Annotated in this window: 1 protein-coding gene; it reads right to left on the reverse strand. The window is 71.0% G+C overall.

What is annotated here, in order from left to right; translation table 11 throughout:
- Positions 1-49: 49 nt before the first annotated feature.
- Complete coding sequence (locus AB0I43_RS26155) at positions 50-22,111, reverse strand: non-ribosomal peptide synthase/polyketide synthase (RefSeq protein WP_357432738.1); 22,062 nt, start codon at positions 22,109-22,111, stop codon at positions 50-52.
- Positions 22,112-22,290 lie beyond the last annotated feature (179 nt).

A 22,290-nucleotide genomic window follows, 5' to 3' on the forward strand; every position in this document is an offset into this window, starting at 1 on the left:
CGTCACCGGTGTGGCACCGGATCGCTGCGGAACTCCCGGGTCGGACGCGTCAGCGCTGGTCCAGCAGTTTCGCGATCTTCGGGCCGATCCGCTGCAGCACCTCGGGTGAGGTGAGCAGTTCGTGGGCGGCGTCGACGGGATGGTCGACGATGTCGCCGTCCACGTACCCGGTCCAGGTGCGGGCCAGGTCGTTGCCGTCGGCGCTGAAGAAGTCCAGGCGGCCGTGGTAGACGCCGAAGCGAGCTTCGGATTCCAGCCGGGCCGAGCGGATCGCGCTGCGGTAGAGGGTGCGCAGGCGGTCCCTGGTGATGACCGCGAGGTCGGCGGGGATGGTGGCGTGCAGCGCGTCCAGGGCCGCGTCGGTCAGGTCGTCGGTGTCGCCGTCGAGGGTGAGGGCCGCGCCGGTGACGCCCATCTCGGCGAACAGGGCGGCGATGTCGGCACGCAGGTCGGCGGTGTCGTCGCTGATCCGGCTGTCCAGCATGACCAGCGCGCCCACCTCGGCGCCGTCGCCCTGCAGCGCGACCGCGACGGCGTGCGCCAGGACACCGCCGATGGACCAGCCGAGCAGGTGGTAGGGACCCGTGGGCTGCACCCGGCGGATCTCGGCCACGTACCGGTGCACCAGCTCGTCCAGCGAGGCGGGCAGGTATTCCGGTTCCGACAGCGCCGGGGACTGCACGCCGTAGATCGGGCGGTCCAGGTATTGCGCGAAACCCGAGTAGCACCAAGACAATCCGTAGAGCGGGTGGATCGCGAACAGGGCCGGGCGGGTGCCCTCGGCCCGGATCGGCAGGATGACGCCCAGCGCCGCCGCGGAATCCTCGGCGTAGTCGACCCCGGCGGCCAAGGCGGCCTGCACGCGCCGGGTCAGCGCCGCGACGGTGGAGTCGGTGAAGAACCACTGCACCCGCACCGGCGCCCCGGTCACGGTGCGCAGGCGGCCGACGGCCTTGGTCGCCACCAGCGAGGTGCCGCCGAGGGCGAAGAAATCGTCGTCCAGGCCTGCCCGCGCTACGCCGAGCACCTCGGCGAACACCTCGGCGACGGCCCGCTGCAACGCGGTCTCCGGCGCCCGGTAGGGACGCTCGGCGAGCTCGGGCATCGGCAGCGCCGCGCGATCCACCTTGCCGACCGGAGTCAGCGGGAGCGCGTCCAGGACGACGATCGCTGCGGGCGTCATGTGCTGCGGCAGCCGCGCGGCCGCGAACACGGACAGCTCGGCCGGATCCACCGCGCCGCCCGGGAGGGGCAGCACGTAGGAGATCAGAACCGTTGCGCCCGAGTTGTTCTCGCGTCCGACGGTGGTCGCGAATTCGACATCCGGATGTCCGGCGAGCACCGCGTCGATCTCGCCGAGCTCGATGCGGAAACCGCGGATCTTCACCTGGAAGTCGGTGCGGCCGAGATAGTCGAACTCCCAATCCCCTTCGACCGCACCGGGAATCAGGCGCACCAGGTCGCCGGTGCGGTACAGCCGCTCGCCCGCGGCCCAGGGGTTGGCCACGAAGCGATCCGCGGTCAGCGCGGCGCGGTCGTGGTACCCGCGTGCCATCGCCGCACCGGCCAGGTACAGCTCGCCCGCCACACCCGGCGGCACCGGGTGCAGCCGCCGGTCCAGGATCAGGGCCGAGATACCGTGCACCGGAACGCCGATGGTGACCGGCGCGCCGGCCCGCTGCGGGCCGTACACCGCGCCGATGGTCATCTCGGTGGGTCCGTAGCCGTTGATGTAGCGGCGGCCGGGCTGCCAGCGGGCCAGCAGTTCGGGGGCGGTCACGTCACCGCCGGCGGCCACGAGCTCGAGCTGCTCGAGCCCGGCCGGATCGACGGTGCCGAGCAGCGCCGGGGTCATCACCGCGTGCGTCACGGCTTCGGCACGCATCAGTTCGGCCAGTTCGTCGCCGCCCAGGATGGTCGCCGGGACCACGACCAGGGTCGCGCCCGCGTAGAACGCGGTCAGCCACTCTTCCACGGACTGATCGAAACTCGGTGAGGTCACCTGCAGCATCCGATGGTGTGCCTGCACCCGATAGGACTCGTGGGCTAGGTAGCCGATGAAGCCGCCCAGGCCGCAGTGGGTGACCGTCACGCCCTTGGGCAGGCCGGTCGAACCGGAGGTGTAGATCAGGTAGGCCGGATGCCGCGGATCCAGCGTGGCGCGGCGATCGGCGTCGGTGACCGGGGCGGCCGACCGCGTCTGCAGCAACTCGGTGGTGGCCGCGTCGTCGAGCACCAGCCACGGCACGGCGCCGGGCAGCCCGGCGGCGTGCACGGCGGCGGTGAGACCCAGCACGGCGCCGGAATCGGTGAGCATGTGCTGGATCCGGTCGCCCGGGTAGGCGGGGTCGACCGGCACGAACGCGCCGCCGGTCTTGGCCACCGCCCAGATCGCCGTGATCATCTCCAGCGACCGCGGGAATGCCAGGGCGACAATCTTTTCCGGCCCGACGCCGTGTTCGATCAGCACCCGGGCCAGCCGGGTGGAGTAGTCGTCGAGCGCGCCGTAGCTGATCGACATGCCCAGGTAGCGCACCGCGGTGCGGTCGCGGCCGTGGCTGAGCCCGCGGGCCAGCAGGTCCGGCAGCAGGCCGCTGTCGGTGGCGGGTGCGCCGCTGATCGGGGCGAGCACGCGCTGTTCCGCGGCCGAGAGCAGCGGCAGGTCGCCGACCGGCCGGTCCGGCGCGGCCACCGCCGCTTCCAGCAGCCGCGTGAAGCGCTCGGCGAACCCCTCGACGGTGGTCTCGTCGAACAGATCGCGGGCGTAGGTGAGTTCGGCGTGCAGGCCGGATTCGGATTCCCGCAGGGTCAGCGACAGGTCGAATTGCTCGGAGAGCAGGCCGGATTCGACGGCTCGCACCCGCAGTCCGGGCAGTTCGTAGCCGCTCTCCGGCAGGTTCTGCAGCGCCAGCGACACCTGGAAGAACGGGTTGCGCGCGGTGGAGCGCTCCGGCTCGAGCAGTTCCACCAGTCGTTCGAAGGGCACGTCCGCGTGCGCGAACGCTTGCAGGTCGGCTTCCTTGGTGTCCGCGAGCAGTTCAGCGAAGCCACGCTCGCCCGGCACACGGGTGCGCAGCACCAGGGTGTTGACGAACATGCCGATGACGTCGTCGATCTCGGCTTCACCGCGACCGGCGACGGGGGTGCCGATGGCGATGTCGTCGGTGCCCGACAGCCGCGCCAGGAACACCGCCAGCGCGGTGTGCAGCACCATGAACAGCGTCGCGTTCTGCTCGCGGGCAAGGGTTTTCAGGTCCGCGTGCAGCTCGGCGTCCAGGCTGAACCGGACCCGCCCGCCCGTAAAGGAGGCCAGCTTCGGGCGCGGCCGGTCCGTGGGCAGGTTCAGCTCGTCCGGGAGCCCGGCCAGGGCCGTGCGCCAGTACTCGGCCTGCGCGGACAGCACGCTGTCCGGATCGTCCTCCGCGCCGAGCACTTCGCGCTGCCACAGTGCGAAATCGGCGTACTGCACCGGCAGCGGCGCCCAGCCGGGGGCGGCGCCCGCCGCGCGAGCGGCGTAGGCCAGCACCACATCCCGGGTCAGCGGGCCCATCGACCAGCCGTCCGCGCTGATGTGGTGCACCACGAACGCCAGCACGTGTTCGTCCGGGGCGATTCGGAACAGCTTGGCGCGCAACGGCACCTGGGAGGTGACGTCGAAGCCGGCGGCGACCAGCTCCAGGATCCGGGCGCCCAGTTCCGCGTCGGGCACCTGCTCCGGCGTCAAGTCCGGCACCGTACTGTCCGGCGGGAGGATCACCTGGTAGGCGGTGCCCTCGCGTTCCGGGTAGACCGTGCGCAGGGTTTCGTGGCGGGCGATGACATCCGCGATCGCCTGCTGTAGGGCCGCGGTGTCGAGGTCGCCGAGCAGCCGGACCGCGCCCGGCACGTTGTAGGCCGCCGAGTCCGGATCGAACTGGTTGAGGAACCACATCCGCTGCTGCGCGAGCGAGAGCGGGAGATCGGCCGGGCGTGGGCCCGCGGTCAGGGCCCGGCGGCCGCTGCCGGCGTGCTGCTCGGCCTTGGTCGCCAGCCCGGCGACGGTGGCGGCCTCGAACAGGGTGCGGACCGGCACGCGCGCGTCCAGCGCCGCGCCGAGGCGGGCCACCACCTGGGTGGCCAGCAGGGAGTTGCCGCCCAGGGCGAAGAAATCGTCGTCCGCGCCGACCTGGTCGACGCCGAGGACGTCGGCGAAGGTGCGCGCGACGATCTCCTCGATCGGCGTGCCCGGTGCGCGGTAGGTCCGGGCTTCGAACTCCGGTTCCGGCAATGCCTTTCGGTCCAGCTTGCCGTTCACGGTGAGCGGGAGCGCGTCCAAGACCACGAATGCCGCGGGCACCATGTAGGAGGGCAACGCCGCGGCGAGGGCCGACTTCACCTGTGCCACATCCAGTTCGGGCTTGCCCGTGGGAGTGTGCGGCTCGGCGTCCTGGCCACGCAGACCGGCCAGGCGTGCGGCTTGGACCGCCGCGCCGAGATCGTCCACTCCGGACTGGGCGGTGCGGGGCACGAGGTAGGCGACCAGGCGGTCGCCCCCACGCCCATCCGACCGCGCCACCACCACAGCCTGCCCCACCCCGGACAACCCCACCAACACCGACTCGATCTCCCCCAACTCGATCCGGAAACCCCGAACCTTCACCTGAAAATCACTACGCCCCCGATACACCAAACCACCCACACCATCCCCCACCACCAAATCACCCGTCCGATACAACCGCCCACCCGACCCGAACGGATCAGCCACGAACCGACCCGCCGTCAAACCCCCACCACCGACATACCCCCGCGCCAACTGCACACCCGACAAATACAACTCACCCACCACACCCACCGGCACCGGACGCAACCGCGCATCCAACACCAGCACGCCGCTGTTCCACACCGGCACACCGATCGGAACGGGTTCCTCGCTCCCGCTCACCCGATGCGCGGTCACCGACACCGCCGCCTCGGTCGGACCATACAAATTGAACAACTCCACCCGCGGCAAACCCGCCCGCAACCGCCGCGCCAAACCACCCGGCAACACCTCACCGATCGCCAGCACCCGCCACAACGAATCCGGCAACCCACCCGCACCCAGCAACGCCTCCACCATCGACGGCACCACATGCAACGTGGTCACCCACTCCCGAGCCATCAACTCGTTCAAATACACCGGATCCCGATGCCCCTCCGGCGACGCGATCACCAAACGACCACCACACACCGCCGCCGACCAGAACTCCCACACCGACAAATCGAACGTCGCCGCCGTCTTCAACAACACCGCATCCGCGGCATCCAAACCGAACTCCGCGACCTTCCACAACAACTGATTCACCACCGCGGCGTGGGAAACCACCACACCCTTCGGACGACCCGTCGAACCCGACGTGAAAATCACATACGCCGAATTCCCCGCACGCAAAGTCCCCGCACGCTGCTCATCGGTCACCGGGCCGCTCGCATACCCCGACAGATCGACCTCATCGATCCGCACCACCGGCGCGACCCTGGTCTCGAACCCGGTCTCGGCATTGCTCAGCACACACACCGGTGCTGCGGTCTCGAGCACATAGTCGGTGCGCTCGCGGGCTTGATCCGGATCGACCGGCACATACGCACCACCAGCCACGGTGACCGCGTACATCGCCACCACCAGATCCACCGACCGACGGATCGCCAACCCCACCCGCGACTCCGGACCCACACCCAGCGAGATCAGATGCCGCGCAAGCCGATTCACCCGAGCATCCAACTCGGCGTACGTCAGCTGAGCACCATCGTCGGTGACCAGGGCGGTCGCCTTCGGATCAGCGGCGATAGTGCCGGCCAGCAGCGTCGCCAGCGTCGCCGACGAATCCAGTTGGCGCACGGTCGCGTCCCGCTCGACCAGCGCGAAACGCTCGGCCGGGTCGAGGATTTCGAGGTCGCCGACAGCGGTGCCCGGGTCGGCGACGATCTCGGTGAGCAACCGCACGAACCGGTCCGCGAACCCCTGCACGGTCGAGCGATCGAACAGATCGGTGGCGTATGTGAAGAACCCGCCGAGTCCGGCCGGGCGACCCTCCGCGTCGTAGCTGTCGCCGATGATCAGGTGCAGGTCGAATTGGGACAGCTGGCGTTCGGCGTCCACGCCCGAGACCTGGAGGCCGGGCAGTTCCAGCACCGACCGAGCCAGGTTCTGGAAGGACAGCCCGACCTGGAACAGCGGATGCCGTGCCGTGGAACGCTGTGGATTCAGGACCTCGACCAGCCGCTCGAACGGAACGTCCGCATGGGCGAAGGCTTGAATGTCGTTTTCGCGCTGCCGGTTCAGCAGTGTGGTGAAGCTCGCGCCCGCCTCGACCCGGGTGCGGAACACCAGGGTGTTGACGAACATTCCGATCAGATCGTCCAGCGCCGCCTCACCACGGCCCGCCATCGGCGTACCGATGGCGATGTCGTCGGCCCCCGACAACCGCGCCAAAAGCACGGCCAGCGCGGTATGCACAACCATGAACAGCGTCGCGCCCTCCGCGCGGGCGAGTTCGGCCAGGGCACGGTGCAATTCGGCGTCGATCCGGATGTCGACCTTGTCGCCCGCAAAACTCTGCACCGCCGGTCGTGGCCGGTCGGTGGGCAGTTCCAGCTGATCGGGCAGATCGGCCAGCGCCGTGCGCCAGTAGGCGACCTGCTTGGCCGACAGCGATTCCGGGTCGTCCTCGCTGCCGAGTACCTCGCGCTGCCAGAGGCTGTAGTCGGCGTACTGCACCGCCAGCGGCTGCCAGTTCGGCGCAGCGCCGGCGGCGCGGGCGAGATAGGCCGTCATCAGGTCGCGGGTGAGCGGGCCGGCGGAGGAGCCGTCGGCCGCGATGTGGTGCACGACCAGCGCGAGCACGTAGTCGTCGGCGGCGTCGGCGATCTCGAAGAGCACCGCCTGCACCGGGACCTCGGCGGTCACGTCGAACAGCGTCGAGACCAGCGCTCCGACATAGTTTTCCACCTCGGCCGCGGGCACCGGGTGCACCGCCAGCCGCGGCACCCCGCTCTGTCCGGGGGCCAGAATCACCTGGACCGGGCCGCCGTCGGTCTGCGGGTAGACGGTACGCAGGATCTCGTGCCGGGCGACGATGTCGTCGAAGGCCCGCTGCAACGCGGCGGTGTCGAGTACGCCGGTGAGCCGGATCGCGACCGGGATGTTGTAGGCGGCCGACTCGGTATCGAACCGGTTCAGGAACCACATCCGCCGCTGCGCGAGCGACAGCGGAATCTCGGCCGGGCGAGGTCCGGCGACCAGCGGCTTGCGCCCACCGGCCCCCGCCTGCTGCTCGGCCTTGACGGCCAGCCCGCTCACCGTGGCCGCCTCGAACAGCGTCCGCACCGGCACCCGCGTATCGAGTGCCGCGCCCAGCCGCGCGACCACCTGCGTGGCCAGCAGCGAATTGCCGCCGAGCGCGAAGAAGTCGTCGTCCGCGCCGACCCGCTCTACGCCGAGCACCTCGGCGAACACGCGCGCCACGATCTCCTCGATCGGAGTCGACGGTGCGCGGAAGGTCTGCGTCTCGAACTCGGGCTCCGGCAGCGCTTTCCGGTCCAGCTTGCCGTTGACGGTCAGCGGGAGGGCGTCCAGGACCACGAATGCCGCGGGCACCATGTAGGACGGCAACGCGGCGGTTAGTGCCGACTGCAGTTCTGCGACGTTTACCTCGGCTCCTGGATCCCGGCCTTCGCCGGGATCCAGGTCGCTGGTGTGCCGGGGCACGACGTAGGCGACCAGACGGTCGCCGGTGCGGGGGTCGGAGTGGGCGAGGACTGCGGCCTGGGCGATGCCCGGCTGGGCGAGCAGGGCGGCTTCGATCTCGCCGAGTTCGATGCGGAAGCCGCGGATCTTGACCTGGAAGTCGGTGCGGCCGCGGTATTCCAGTTCGCCGTCGGCGTTCCAGGCGGCGAGGTCGCCGGTGCGGTACAGGCGGGTGCCGGGCTGGAAGGGGTTGGCGACGAAGCGGTCCGCGGTCAGGTCGGGGCGGCCGAAGTAGCCGCGCGCGAGTTGCGCTCCGGCGAGGTACAGCTCGCCGGGGACGCCGGGCGGCACGGGGTGCAGGCGGGCGTCCAGGACGTATGCCGTGCTGTTCCATTCGGGGGTGCCGATCGGCACGGCCGGGTCGTCGGCGTCGGTCACCGCGTGGCTGGTGATGGAGACGGCGGCCTCGGTCGGGCCGTACAGGTTGTACAGCGCCGCACCGGGATTCGCGGTGCGGAAGCGTCGCGCCAGGGTGGCGGGCAGCGCTTCGCCGATAGCGAGAACGCGACGCAGGGTGCCCGGCATCTCGTTGTGCAGCAGGGCCTCCAGCATGGACGGCACCGCGTGCAGCGTGGTGACACCCTCGCGGGCCATCAGCTCGGTCAGATAGGCGGGATCGCGATGCCCTTCGGCGCTCGCGATGACCAGCCGGCCGCCGCTGACCGCCGCGGACCAGAATTCCCAGACCGACAGGTCGAAGGTCGCGGCGGTCTTCAACAGCACCGCGTCGTGGGCCCCGAGCCCGAATTCCGCTGTCTTCCACAGCAACTGATTGACGATCGCACCATGCGACACCGCCACACCCTTGGGCCGACCGGTGGAGCCGGAGGTGAAGATCACGTAAGCGGTGTTGCCCGCCCGCAGCGGCACCGGACGATCCGCGTCGGCGATCGGCGCAACGACAGCGGTCGCGTTCGACCCAGCGATGTCCGGATCCGTGTCGGTGATGGACCCCACGACAGCATGCACGTTCGACCCAGCGGTGTCCGGATCCCCGTCGGTGATCGGTGTCACGACAGCAGGCGCGGTCAACCCCGCGATGTCCGGATCCCCGTCGGTGATCGGCGCCACGACAGCAGGCGCGGTCAACCCGGCGGTGTGAGGATCTCCGGCGGTGATCGAACCCACGCCGGCAGGCACGTTCGCCCCGACGGCCTGCGGATCCCCGGCCGAAGCGTCCACCCGCACCACCGGGGCGATCCCCGTGCTGAAGGCCGTGCCGGCATCGGTCAGTACGCAGACCGGTGCCACGGTGTCGAGGATGTAGTCGGTGCGCTCGGCCGGCTGATCCGGATCGATCGGCACGTACGCACCGCCCGCCCGCGCCACGGCGTACATCGCCACCACCAGGTCGACCGAACGCCGCAGGGCGAGCGCGACCCGGGATTCCGGCCGCACGCCCCGCGAAATCAGCTGCCGGGCAAGCCGGTTCACGCGCGCGTCGAGCGCGGCGTAGGTGATCCGCTGCCCGTCCGGGCCGACCAGCGCCACCGCCTCGGGCGTCGCGGCGACCGCAGCGTCGAGCAACGTCACCAGGGTCGCGTCCGAATCCACTTGGTGCGCGGTCGCGTTGCGCGCGACGAGCGCGGCCCGCTCTCCCGCGTCGAGCAGATCGATGTCCCCGACCGGCGCCTGCGGCGCGGCGACGAGCGCGCGCAGCAGCCGCGCGAAGCGGTCCGCGAACCCGGCCGCAGTGCTTTCGTCGAACAGGTCGTCGGCGTAGGTGAGGATGCCGCCGATCCCGGCCGGTGTGCCGTCCGCGTCGTAGGTATCGGCGAGCACCCAGTGCAGATCGAACTGGGACAGGCGCAGATCCATCCCGAGCCGGTCGACGGTGAGCCCGGGGAGTTCGAGCGCGGTGCGGGTGATGTTCTGGAAGGACAGCCCGACCTGGAACAGCGGATGCCGGGCGGTGGAGCGCGCCGGGTTGAGCACCTCGACCAGCCGCTCGAACGGGACGTCGGCGTGGGCGAGCGCCTGGATGTCGAAATCACGCTGCCGCGCAACAAGTTCGGCGAATCCGAGGCCCGCCTCGACCCGGGTGCGGAACACCAGGGTGTTGACGAACATGCCGATCAGATCGTCCAGCGCCGCCTCACCACGGCCCGCCATCGGCGTACCGATGGCGATGTCGTCGGTCCCCGACAACCGCGCCAGCAACACCGCCAGCGCGGTATGCACAGTCATGAACAGGGTCGCGCCCTGCTGCTTGGACAACTCGGTCAACGCACGGTGTACCTCGGCGTCGATCCGGATGTCGACCTGGCCGCCCGCGAAGGACTGCACGGCGGGTCGCGGCCGATCCGCGGGCAGGTCCAGCTGATCCGGCAGTTCCGCCAGCGCCGTGCGCCAGAACGCGATCTGCTCGGCCGACACCGATTCCGGATCGTCCTCGCTGCCGAGCACCGCGCGCTGCCAGAGGCTGTAGTCGGCGTACTGCACCGCCAGCGGCTGCCAGTCCGGAGCCGCGCCGGTGACGCGGGCGAGATAGGCCGTCATCAGATCGCGGGTGAGCGGACCCACCGACCAGCCGTCACCGGAGATGTGGTGCACCGCCACCGCGAGCACGTGATCGTCGGCGAGACCGTCGATGTCGAACAGCGCGGCCCGGACGGGCGGCGCGGCGGTCACGTCGAAGGCGGTGGACAGCACGCCCAGTACGGCCCTTTCGACCTCCCCCGCCGCGACGGTGCCGAGTTCGAGCTCCAGGCCCGCCCGCTCGGGCGGCAGGACGACCTGCACCGGTCCGGCTTCGGTCTCGGGGTAGACCGTGCGCAGGGTCTCGTGCCGGGCCACGATGTCGCCCACCGCGAGCCGCAGGGCCTCGATGTCGAGTGCGCCGGTGAGCCGCACCGCGATCGGTACGGTGTAGGCCGCGGACTGCCCGTCGAAGCGGTTCAGGAACCACATGCGCTGCTGCGCGAGCGAGAGCGGAACGCGTTCGGGGCGCGGTCCGGCGACCAGGGGTCGCCGCCCGCCCGCGCCGGCGAGTTCGCCGAGCCGCTCGGCGAGCGCGGCGACGGTCGGGGCCTCGAAGATCACCCGGGCTGGCACGTGCGCGTCGATCGCCGCGCCCAGCCGGGCGGCGACCTGGGTGGAGATCAGGGAGTTGCCGCCGAGTTCGAAGAAGTCGTCCTCGCGCCCGACCTGCTCGAGTCCGAGCACCGTGCCGAACACCGATGCCGCCGTCTCCTCCAGCGGCGTGCGCGGCGCGCGGTATTCGCGCGGCGCGAGTTCCGGTGCGGGCAGGGCCTTGCGGTCCACCTTGCCCGCCGCCGTGAGCGGAACCTCGTCGAGAACGACGACCGCCGCGGGCACCATGTACGGTGCCAGGCCGCGCGCGGCGAAGTCTTTCAGTGCGCTCGGATCGAGCGAATGCCCCAGTGCAGCACGCACATACGACACCAGGACGGTGTCACCGGCGGGACCGGGACGGCCCATGGTCAGCGCGAACTCCACCCCGGCGTGCCGGCGCAGCACCGCGTCGATCTCGCCGAGCTCGACCCGGAATCCGCGAATCTTGACCTGGAAGTCGCTGCGCCCCAAGAACTCCAGCGACCAAGCCGCGCGCGGCTCCCCGGAGATCCAGCGCACCAGATCGCCGGTCCGGTACATGCGGGTGCCCGCGGGACCCCACGGATCGGCGACGAACCGCTCGGCGGTGAGCCCGCCCCGGTTGCGGTAGCCGCGCGCGAGCGCCCCGCCCGCGAGATAGAGCTCACCCGTGACACCCGGCGGCACCGGCCGCAGGGCGGCGTCCAGCACATACGCCGACATCCCGAACACCGGCTGCCCGATGGTGACGCGCTGTCCGGCGGCCAGTTCCGCGTAGGTGGCCACGATCGTGGTCTCGGTCGGCCCGTAGGCGTTGAGGTAGGTGCGGCCGGGCGCCCAGCGCGCCAGCAACTCCGGCGTGGTGACATCGCCACCGGCGTGGATCAGCCGCAGTTCCGTCAGCCCGGCCGGATCCATGGTGCCGAGCACGCCCGGCGGGATCAGCGCGTGCGTGACCCGCTCGGCCCGCATCAGGTCGCTGAGCTCCACCCCGCCGAACACCGTCGCCGGGGTCAGCACCAGGGTGGCCCCGTGGGCGAAGGCGCTCAGCCATTCCAGCACCGAGGGGTCCGCGATCGGCGTGCGCACGTGCAGCACCCGGTCGGCCGAACCCAGCTGGTACAACTCGCCGGAGTAGTCGACCAGATCGCGCAGGCCGGCGTGGGTCACGGTGACGCCCTTGGGCATGCCGGTCGAGCCGGAGGTGTAGACGACGTAGGCGGGATGCTCCGGCCGCAGCGGGGACAGCCGTTCGGCGTCGGTCACCCGGTGGGCGGGCTGCTCGGCGCAGAGCTGTTCGATCGCGGGATCGTCGAGCACCAGCCACTGCACCTCGCCCGGCAGCCGGGGCACGTACTCCGCGGTCGTGATGCCCAGCAGCGCACCGGAATCGGTGGCCAGGTAGCGCACCCGGTCCACCGGATGCGTCGGGTCGACCGGCACGTGGGCGCCACCGGCCTTGGCGATCGCCAGCGCCGCGGTGACGGTGTCGTAGGAGCGCGGCAGCGCCACCACGACCAGCTGTTCGGGACCGACGCCGCTGCCGATCAGCACCCGCGCCAGCCGAGAGGTGCGCTCGTCCAGTTCGCGGTAGCTGATCGAGGCGCCCTCGGCGCGCACGGCGGTGCGGTCCGCGCCGTGGCGCAGGCCGCGGGTCAGCAGATCCGGCAGCAGGCTGCCGGGCAACAGCATCCGGCTACTCGCCGCCGCCGCGAGCGGCGCCTGTTCGGCGGCGCCGAACAGCGGCAGGTCCGCGATCGCGGTGTCCGGCCGCTGCGCGACCGCGGCCAGCAGCCGCGTGAATCGATCGCCGATTCGGTCGATCGTGCTGTCGTCGAACAGGTCTCGCGCGAAGGTGAATACACCCGCGAGCCCTGCGGGCGCGCCGTCGGCGTCGTACTGCTCGCCGATCAGCAGGGACAGATCGAATTTGGCGCTGCCTTCACCCAGATCGATTCCGGCCAGCGACAATCCGGGCAGTTCGAAGCTCGGCGGCGTGAGATTGTCGAAGGACAGTGAGACCTGGAACAGCGGATGCCGCCCGGTCGATCGCGGCGGATCGAGGACCTCGACCAGGCGCTCGAACGGAATGTCGGCGTGCGAGAACGCCTGCAGGTCGGTCTCGCGGGTGGCCGCCAGCAGATCCAGGAAACTCGCGCCGGGCCGAATCCGGCTGCGCAGCACCAGCGTGTTGACGAACATGCCGATCACGTCGTCCAGCGCCGCGTGCCCGCGCCCGGCGACCGGCGTGCCGATCGCCAGGTCGGCGCTGCCGGTCAACCGGCTCAGCAGGGCCGCCAGCGCGGTGTGCACCACCATGAACAGCGTCGCGTGCTCCTCGCGCGCCAGCCGGGCCAGCGCCGCGTGGGTCGCGGCGTCGAGCGTCAGCTCGGATTTGCCCGCGGCCGAGGTGGGTACCGCCGGACGCGGCCGGTCCGCGGGCAGTGTCAGCTCTTCCGGCAAGCCCTCCAGCTGCGCGGTCCAGTACGACAACTGCTGCGCGGCAAGGGAATGCGGGTCGCTCTCGGCGCCGAGGGCAGCGCGCTGCCACAGCGTGTAGTCGGCGTACTGCACCGGCAGCGGCGTCCAGTCCGGCGCGGCGCCACCGCTGCGGGCCAGGTAGGCGAGCATCAGATCACGGGTCAGCGGACCCAGCGACCAGCCGTCGGCGCTGATGTGGTGGGCCACGAAAACCAGTACGTGCTCGGCTGTCCCGGCGACCCGCAGCAGGCGGACCCGGAACGGCAGCTCGCGGGTCACGTCGAACCCGGTGGCCACCACGTCCCGGATCGCGGTCTCGAGCGCGGCCGCGTCCACCTCGATCGGCGTCAGGTCGACGACCACCTCGGTCGCGGGCCGGATCCACTGCACCGCCGCGTCGTCGGCCAGCGGATACACCGTGCGCAGGATTTCGTGCCGCGCCACCAGGTCCGTGACGGCCGCGCCCAGCGCGGCGACATCCAGAGCACCCGTGAGCCGGAGGGCCGCGGGCATGTTGTAGGCGGCCGAGGCGCTGTCGAAGCGGTTCAGGAACCACATCCGCTGCTGGGCCGGCGATAACGGAATCCGTTCCGGCCGTGGGCCCACCACCAGGGCGGCGGGCTCGGCGCTGCCGGTCCGCGGCGACAGTTCGGCCGCCAGCCCCGCGACCGTCGACGCCTCGAACAGCGCGCGCACCGGAATCCGCGTCTCCAGGGCGGCGCCGAGGTGCGCGGCCACCCGGGTGGCGACCAGGGAGTTGCCGCCGAGTTCGAAGAAGTCGTCGTCCGCGCCGACCTGATCCAGGCCGAGCACGGTCGCGAACACCTCGGCCACGATCTCCTCGACCGGTGTGGCCGGGGCGCGGAATTCCCGGGCCGCGAAACTCGGTTCGGGCAGGGTCTTGCGATCGAGCTTGCCGCTGGCGTTGAGCGGGAACTCCGGCAGCTCCACCAGGGTCGCCGGAATCATGTAGGCGGGCAGGGTTTCCGCGATCGCGGCCAGCAGTGCCCGCGGATCGATCGCATGCCCGGGTGTGGCCACGACGTAGCCGACGAGCTGGTCGCCGAGCTCGGAGGCGACCACCAGCGCCGCGGCCTGGCTCACGGAATCCTCTGCCAGCAAGGCGGTTTCGATCTCACCCAGCTCGATGCGCTGACCACGGAACTTCACCTGGAAGTCGGTGCGCCCCAGGTACTCCAGCCGATGCGGCGCGTCCCGCCACAGCACCAGATCGCCGGTGCGGTACATGCGCTCACCGGCGCCGAAGGGACTGGCGACAAAGCGATCCGAGGTCAGATCCGGGCGGCGCACGTACCCGCGCGCGAGTTGCGCACCGGCCAGATACAGCTCGCCCGGCACCCCGGCCGGGACCGGCTGCAACCGCGCATCCAGCACGTACACGCGGGTGTTCCACTGCGGCACGCCGATCGGCACCGTGCGCGCGTCGGCTGCGGAAGCGGGCCAGTAGGTGACCGAGACCGCGGCCTCGGTCGGACCGTAGAGATTGTGCAGGGGCGCGGCCGAGACCGCCTGCCAGGCGGTGACGGTCTCCGGCGGCAGCGCCTCACCGATGACGAACACGTGGCGCAGCGTGGGAAAAGCCTGCCCGGTGGCCGGGGCGTGCGCGGCGAACACCGCGAGCATCGAGGGCACGAAATCGGTGACCGTCACGCTCTGCGCGGCAATGGTTTCCGCGACATACCGCGGATCGCGATGCCCATCCGGCGTGGCCACCAGCAGCGTCGCACCGACCCGCAACGGCAGGAAGAAGCCCCACAGCGACACATCGAAGGTCGTCGCGGTTTTCTGCAGATAGACGTCCTCGGGTCCCATCGGGTACTCGCCCAGCATCCAGGTGATCTGGTTGTGGATCGCCCGATGCGAAATCGCGACACCCTTGGGACGGCCGGTCGAGCCCGAGGTGAACAGGACGTAGGCCGGATGCTCGAGCCGGACCGGCCGCAGCAGTTCCGCGGGATCCAGCGGTTCACCGCTGAACCCGGCCAGCTGCAGTTCGTCCAGGGCCAGCGCGTCGGTCCCGGCGGGCAGGCAGCTCGCGGCGTCGGTCGTGGTCAGCACGCCCAGGGGCTGAGCGGTGTCGAGGATGTGGCCGATGCGCTCGGCCGGGTGATCGGGATCCAGCGGTACGTACGCACCGCCCGCGGCGACGATCGCGTACATGCCGACCACCAGATCGATCGAGCGCCGGATCGCCAGGCCCACCAGCGCTTCCGCGCCGACGCCACGCGAGATCAGCAGGCGCGCCAGCTGATTGACGCGCACGTCGAACTCGCGGTAGGTCAGCGCGGCGCCCTCGTAAGCGATCGCGACCGCGTCCGGATGCGCCGCCACCGCGCGCCGGTACCCGTCCAGCAGCAGCTCGGGGGCGACCGGATGATCGGTGTCGTTCCACGCCAGCAGGATTCGCTCCCGCTCGGCCGGATCCAGCAGCTCGAGCGCGCCGACCGGCGACTCCGGTTCGGCGGCCACGGTCGCGAGAACGCGCACCAGCCGATCCGCGTAGCCCACGATGGTCGCCTGGTCGAACAGGTCGGCGGCATAGGTGAACACCGCCGCCATGCCGCCGAGCTGCTGCTCGCTCTGTTCGGGCACGATCGTCAGCTGCAGATCGAATTTCGCGACGGCGCCGTCGAAGTCGAGCGTACGCACCGTCATGCCGGGCAGTTCCAGCTCGGCCTGATCCATGTTCTGGAAGAACAGCGCCACCTGGAACAGCGGGTGGTGCGCCTGCGAGCGCACCGGGTCCAGCACCTCGACCAGCCGCTCGAAGGGCAGCTCGGCGTGCGAGAACGCGCCGAGATCGGTTTCCCTGGTCGCCGCCAGCAGATCCAGGAACGACGCACCCGGATCGATCCGGGTGCGCAGCACCAGGGTGTTGACGAACATGCCGATCAGATCGTCGAGTTCGCGCTCGCCACGGCCCGCGATCGGGGTGCCGACGGTGATGTCCCCGGTGCCCGACAGACGGGCCAGCAGCAGCGCGAACGCGGCGTGCACGACCATGAACTCCGAGGTGCCCGAACGCTGCGCCAGGGCGGCCAGCCCCGCGCGCACCGAGGCGTCCACCGTGAAGCCGTACTCCCCCGCCACCCCGGAGGCGACCAGTGGGCGCGGCCGATCGGCGGGCAGGTCGAGCCGGTCCGGGATACCGGCCAGCGCGTCGCGCCAGTACGAGATCTGCGTCGCCGCCAGGGATTCCGGATCATCGGCGTCGCCCAGTACCGCACGCTGCCACAGCGTGTAGTCGGCGTACTGCACCGGCAGCGGCGACCAACTCGGCCGGGCGTCCTCGCGCCGGGCCAGGTAGGCCATCATCAGGTCGCGGGCCAGCGGCGCGAAGGACGCGCCGTCGGCGGCGATGTGGTGCACCACCACGGCCAGCACGTGTTCGTCCGGACCGACCTGGGCCACACCGACGCGCAGCGGCACCTCGGCGGCCACGTCGAAGCCCGAGAGCAGGATGCCGCTCAGCCAGCGCGGCAGGTCGGCCTCGGCCACCGGCTCGCGCACCAGGCGCGGAACCACCTGGGCCGCAGGGAGAATCACCTGGTAGCCGGTGCCGTCGACCGGCGGGTACACGGTGCGCAGGGTCTCGTGCCGCTCGATCACGTCGGCCAGCGCGTTCTGCAGGGCGTGGGTGTCCAGCGCACCGGTCAGGCGGATCGCGAACGGGATATTGTTCGCCGCCGAATCCGGGTCGAACTGATTGAGGAACCACATCCGCTGCTGCGCCAGCGACAGCGGAACGCGGCGCGGGCGCGGGCCCGCGGTCAGCGCCTGCCGCGCACCGGTGTCGGCGTGCCGTTCCACCTTCAGCGCCAGCGCGGCCACCGTGGTGGCCTCGAACAGCAGGCGCACCGGCACCCGGGCGTCGAGCGCGGCGCCCAGCCGGGCCGCCACCTGGGTGGCCAGCAGCGAATTGCCGCCGAGCGCGAAGAATTCGTCGTCCAGGCCGATGCGCAGGTGCTCGCCGGCGCCGTCGACCCGCAGCACCTCGGCGAAGGTGTTCGCCACGATCTGCTCGACCGGTGTGACCGGCGCCCGGAACACCGCCTTCTGGAAAGTGGGCGCGGGCAAGGCTTTCCGGTCCAGCTTGCCGTTGACGTTCAGCGGCAGCGCGTCCAGCACCACGAACGCCGAGGGCACCATGTAGGACGGCAGCACCGCGCCCAGCGCGGAATTCACCTGGGCGACATCGATATCCGTGCCCACCAGATAGGCGACCAGCCGATCGCCGGTGCGCGGATCGGCGACCGCGAGCACCGCGGTCTGCGCGATGCCCGGCAGCGCCAGCAGCGCGGCCTCGATCTCGCCGAGCTCGATCCGGAAGCCGCGGATCTTGACCTGGAAGTCGGTGCGGCCCCGGTAATCCAGCGCGCCGCTGGTGCGCCAGGCGACCAGGTCACCGGTGCGGTACATCCGGGCGCCGGGCTCGAACGGGTTGGCCACGAAGCGTTCTGCGGTCAGGTCGGGCCGGCCGAAGTAGCCGCGCGCCAGCTGCGCCCCCGCCAGATACAGCTCGCCGGAGACCCCGACCGGCACCGGGTTCAGCCGCGCGTCCAGCACATACACCCGGCTGTTCCACTCCGGCCGCCCGATCGGCACCGCGACCGGATCGCCGTCCCGCACGCGATGGCTGGTGACCGACACCGCCGCCTCGGTCGGGCCGTAGAGATTGAACAGCTCGATCAGCGGCCGTTCCCGCCGCAGCCGCTGCGCCAGCGCGCCGGGCAGCGCCTCACCGATCGCCAGCACTCGCCACACGCACTCCGGCAGACCGGCGGTGACCAGCGCGTCCAGCATGGACGGCACCACGTGCAGGGTGGTCACCCACTCCCGGGTGATCAGCTCGTTCAGGTAGACCGGGTCCTTGTGACCGTCCGGGGCGGCGATCACCAGGCGACCGCCGCAGACGGCCGCGGCCCAGAACTCCCAGACCGACAGATCGAAGGTGGCGGCGGTCTTGAGCAGCAGCCCGTCTTTGGGGCCGAGCCCGAATTCGGCGGCCTTCCACTGCAATTGGTTGGCGATGGCGGCGTGCGTGACCGCGACGCCCTTGGGGCGGCCGGTGGAACCGGAGGTGAAGATGACGTAGGCGGTGTGCCCGGGCCGCAGCGGCGCGCGCCGGTCGGCGTCGGTGACCGGCCGATCGTCGGTCCCGGCCAGCGTGTCCAGCACCAGTACCGGGGCGAGCTCGGTCCGGAAATCGGTGTCGGCGTCGGTCAGTACGCAGACCGGTGCCGCGGTCCGCAGGATGTAGCCGACACGCTCGGCGGCTTGATCCGGGTCGACGGGCACGTACGCGCCGCCGGCCCGGGCCACCGCGTACATCGCGACCACGAGATCGACCGAGCGCCGCAGCGCCAGCGCCACCCGCGCCTCCGGGCCCACGCCGTGCGCGATCAACTGCCGGGCCAGCCGGTTCACCCGCGCGTCCAGCTCGGCGTAGTCGAGTTCCCGCCGGCCCGTGGCCTCGTCGGCCACCAGCGCGACCGCGTCCGGGAAGGCGGCGACCGTCGCGTCCAGCAGCGAGACCAGCGTCGCGCCGGGATCGACCGGGTGCGCCGTGTCGTTCCAGGCGTCCAGGATCCGGTCGCTCTCGGCGGCCGCGAGCAGATCGATGGTGCTCACCACGACGCCCGGGTCGTCGATCACCGCGTCCAGCACCCGGACGAAACGATCGGCGAAGCTCTGCACCGTCGACTCGTCGAACAGGTCTGTGGCGTAACCGAATTCGGCTCGGATCTCGGCCGGCGACCCGTCCTCGTGGTAGCGGTCGGTCAGCGTGACGTGCAGATCGGTCTTGGCCAGCCAGGTATCGAAATCGACGCCGCTGACGGTCAATCCGGGCAGTTCGAAGCTGGTCCGCGCCAGATTCTGGAAGGACAATCCGACCTGGAACAGCGGGCTGCGCGCCGCCGAGCGCACCGGGTTGAGCACCTCCACCAGGCGCTCGAAGGGCACGTCCGCGTTCGCGTACGCCTCGAGGTTGCGTTCGCGCACCTCGGCCAGCAGATCGGTGAACACCGCGTCCGGCCGCACCCGGGTGCGGAAGACCAGCGTGTTGACGAACATGCCGATCAGGTCGTCGAGTTCGCGCTCGCCACGCCCCGCGATCGGCGTGCCGACCGCGATGTCCTCGGTGCCCGCCAGCCGCGCGAGCAGCACCGCCAGGGCGGCATTGCACAGCATGAACAGCGAGACGTTGCTGGCGCGCGCGATCTCCTGCAACCGCGCGTGCCTGCGCGCGGCGATCTGGAAGCGCACCGTCTGCCCGCGGAACGAGCGCGCGGGCGGGCGCGGCCGATCGGTCGGCAGTTCCAGCTGATCCGGCAACCCCGCCAGAGTCCGCTGCCAGTAAGCGATCTGGCGCGTCGCCACCGAATCCGGATCCTGTTCCGAACCCAGCACCGCCCGCTGCCACAGCGCGTAATCGGCGTATTGCACCGGCAGCGACGTCCACCGTGGCTCGGCCCCGGCGGCGCGCGCGGTGTAGGCGACCATCATGTCGCGCGCCAGCGGGCCCATCGAGGAACCGTCGGCCGAGACGTGGTGCACCACGAACCCGATGACGTGCTCGTCCGGCGCCAGCCGGAACAGCGCCACCGCGACCGGCACGTCGGTGGTCACGTCGAAGGTCGTCATCGCCAGTTCGACGATGTGCGAGGCGATCTCGTCCGGATCGACGTCCACCGGCGTGAGCGTGAACGGCTGCTGCGGCGCGGAACGCACCACCTGATAGGGCCCCTCGGGCGAGGCCGGATACACCGTGCGCAGCGACTCGTGCCGGCTGAACACGTCGCCGATGGCCAGGCCCAGCGCGGTCACGTCCAGGTCGCCGGTCAGGCGAACGGCCAGCGGGATGTTGTCCACCGCCGAGCCGGCCGGGTCGAACTGGTTGAGGAACCAATACCGTTGCTGCGCCGGGGACAGCGGGATCCGCGCCGGACGCGGCATCGGGGTCAGCGCCAGCCGGCGGCCCGAGCCCTTGGCCTGTTCCAGGCGCTCGGCCAGCGCGGTCACCGTCGACGCCTCGAACAGCGCCCGCGCGGGCACCTGGGTGTCCAGCGCCGCGCCGAGCCGGGCGATCACCTGCGTGGCGATCAGCGAGTTGCCGCCGAGTTCGAAGAAGTCGTCGTCCGCGCCGATCGGGTTCGGCGGGTCCAGCAGGTCGGCGAAGACCTCGGCGACCATCTCCTCCAGATGCGTCTGCGGCGCCCGGAAGCGCTTGGCCCGCAACTCCGGCGCGGGGAGCGCGCCGCGATCCAGCTTGCCCACGGGGGTGAGCGGGATCTCGTCCAGCACCATGATCGTGGTCGGCACCATGTGCGCGGGCAGGCTCGCCTGGGCGTGCTCGGTCAGGGCGGCCGCCTCGGCCACCGCGCCCGGCGCGGCGTGCACGTAGGAGACGAGAATCGTGGCACCGGTGTCGAGATCGTGGCCCACGGTGACGGCGAAATCGACGGTGTCGTGCGCGGCCAGCACCGCGTCGATCTCACCCAGCTCGATCCGGAACCCACGGATCTTGACCTGGAAGTCGTTGCGGCCCAGATACTCCAGCTCGTGGTCGGCGGTCCAGCGCACGAGATCACCGGTGCGATAGAGCCGGGAACCGTTGGCATCGAACGGGTTCGCCACGAAACGCGCGGCGGTGAGCGCGGACCGCCGGTGGTAGCCGCGCGCCAATTGCGCACCGGTGATGTACAGCTCGCCGACGACGCCGTTGGGAACCGGCGTCAGCCGATCATCGAGCACGTACTCGGTGATCCCGCGGATCGGCCCGCCGATCGTCACCGTCTCACCGGGCACCATCGGCGCGCTGATGTTGGTCATGATCGTGGTCTCGGTCGGACCATAGCCGTTGAAGAATTCCCGGCCAGGACCCCAGCGCCGCACCAACTCCGGCGGGCACGCCTCACCACCGGCCACCACCACCCGGAACTCGTCCAACCCCGCCGGATCCACCGACGCCAGCGCGGCGGGCGTGATGAACGCATGGGTAACCCGCTCGCGCCGCAGCAACTCCGCCAGCTCGGCCCCGCCGTACACCGTCGGTGCGGCCACCACCATGGTCGCCGCGCCGCCCACCGCCAGCAACAGCTCCAGCACCGAGGCATCGAACGACGGCGACGCGAAATGCAGTGCGCGCGAATCGCTCGTGACGCGGTACCGGTCCCGCTGCTCGTCGCAGAAACTCGACAGGCCCGCCTGGGTGACCACCACGCCCTTGGGCTTGCCGGTCGATCCCGAGGTGTAGATCACGTAGGCCGGATGCTCGGCCCGCAGCATCCGCGGTCGATCGGCGTAGGTCACCGGCTCGATCGGGAATTCCGCCAGTTCCGTGGCGAATCCGGCGTCATCGAGGACCAGCCAGTCGACGGCGGTGGGTAACCGCTCGGCGACGGATTCGACCGTAAGCCCCAGTACCGCACCGGAATCGGTGACCATGTGCGCGACCCGGTCGGCCGGGTAGTTCGGATCGACCGGCACGAAACCCGCGCCCGCCTTGGCCACGGCCCACACCGCCACCACCGAGTCGACCGAGCGCGGCACACCCACCGCGACCAGATCCTCGGGACCGACGCCCCGTGCGAGCAGTAACCGCGCCAGCCGGGTCGACCGCTCGTCGAGTTCGGCATAGCTCAACTGCGCCAACGACGTTCGCGCGTCGGCGAACACCACGGCGGTGCCCGAGGGGTTCGCCTCCACGGCCGCGGCCAGGAGCTGCGGCAGGGTCTTGACGCGGGAGCGCTGCGGGCGGGCGGGCCGGGTGCGGGTGGGACGCGTCATCAGCGCACGCCCCCGACCACCGCGGTCAACTGCCAGCCCTGCACCTTCAACGCCACTCCCTCATCAGTTCTCTCAGCGGCGCACCGGCCGCTGTCGCGTACTGCTGTCGTGTTCGAAGCGATGCCATTCTGCCCTGCCGGACACGCCGAGCGATATGTCCCGCGGCGTACCTTTACCGG

Source organism: Nocardia sp. NPDC050435 (genome assembly GCF_040655395.1).
Taxonomy (GTDB): Bacteria; Actinomycetota; Actinomycetes; order Mycobacteriales; family Mycobacteriaceae; genus Nocardia.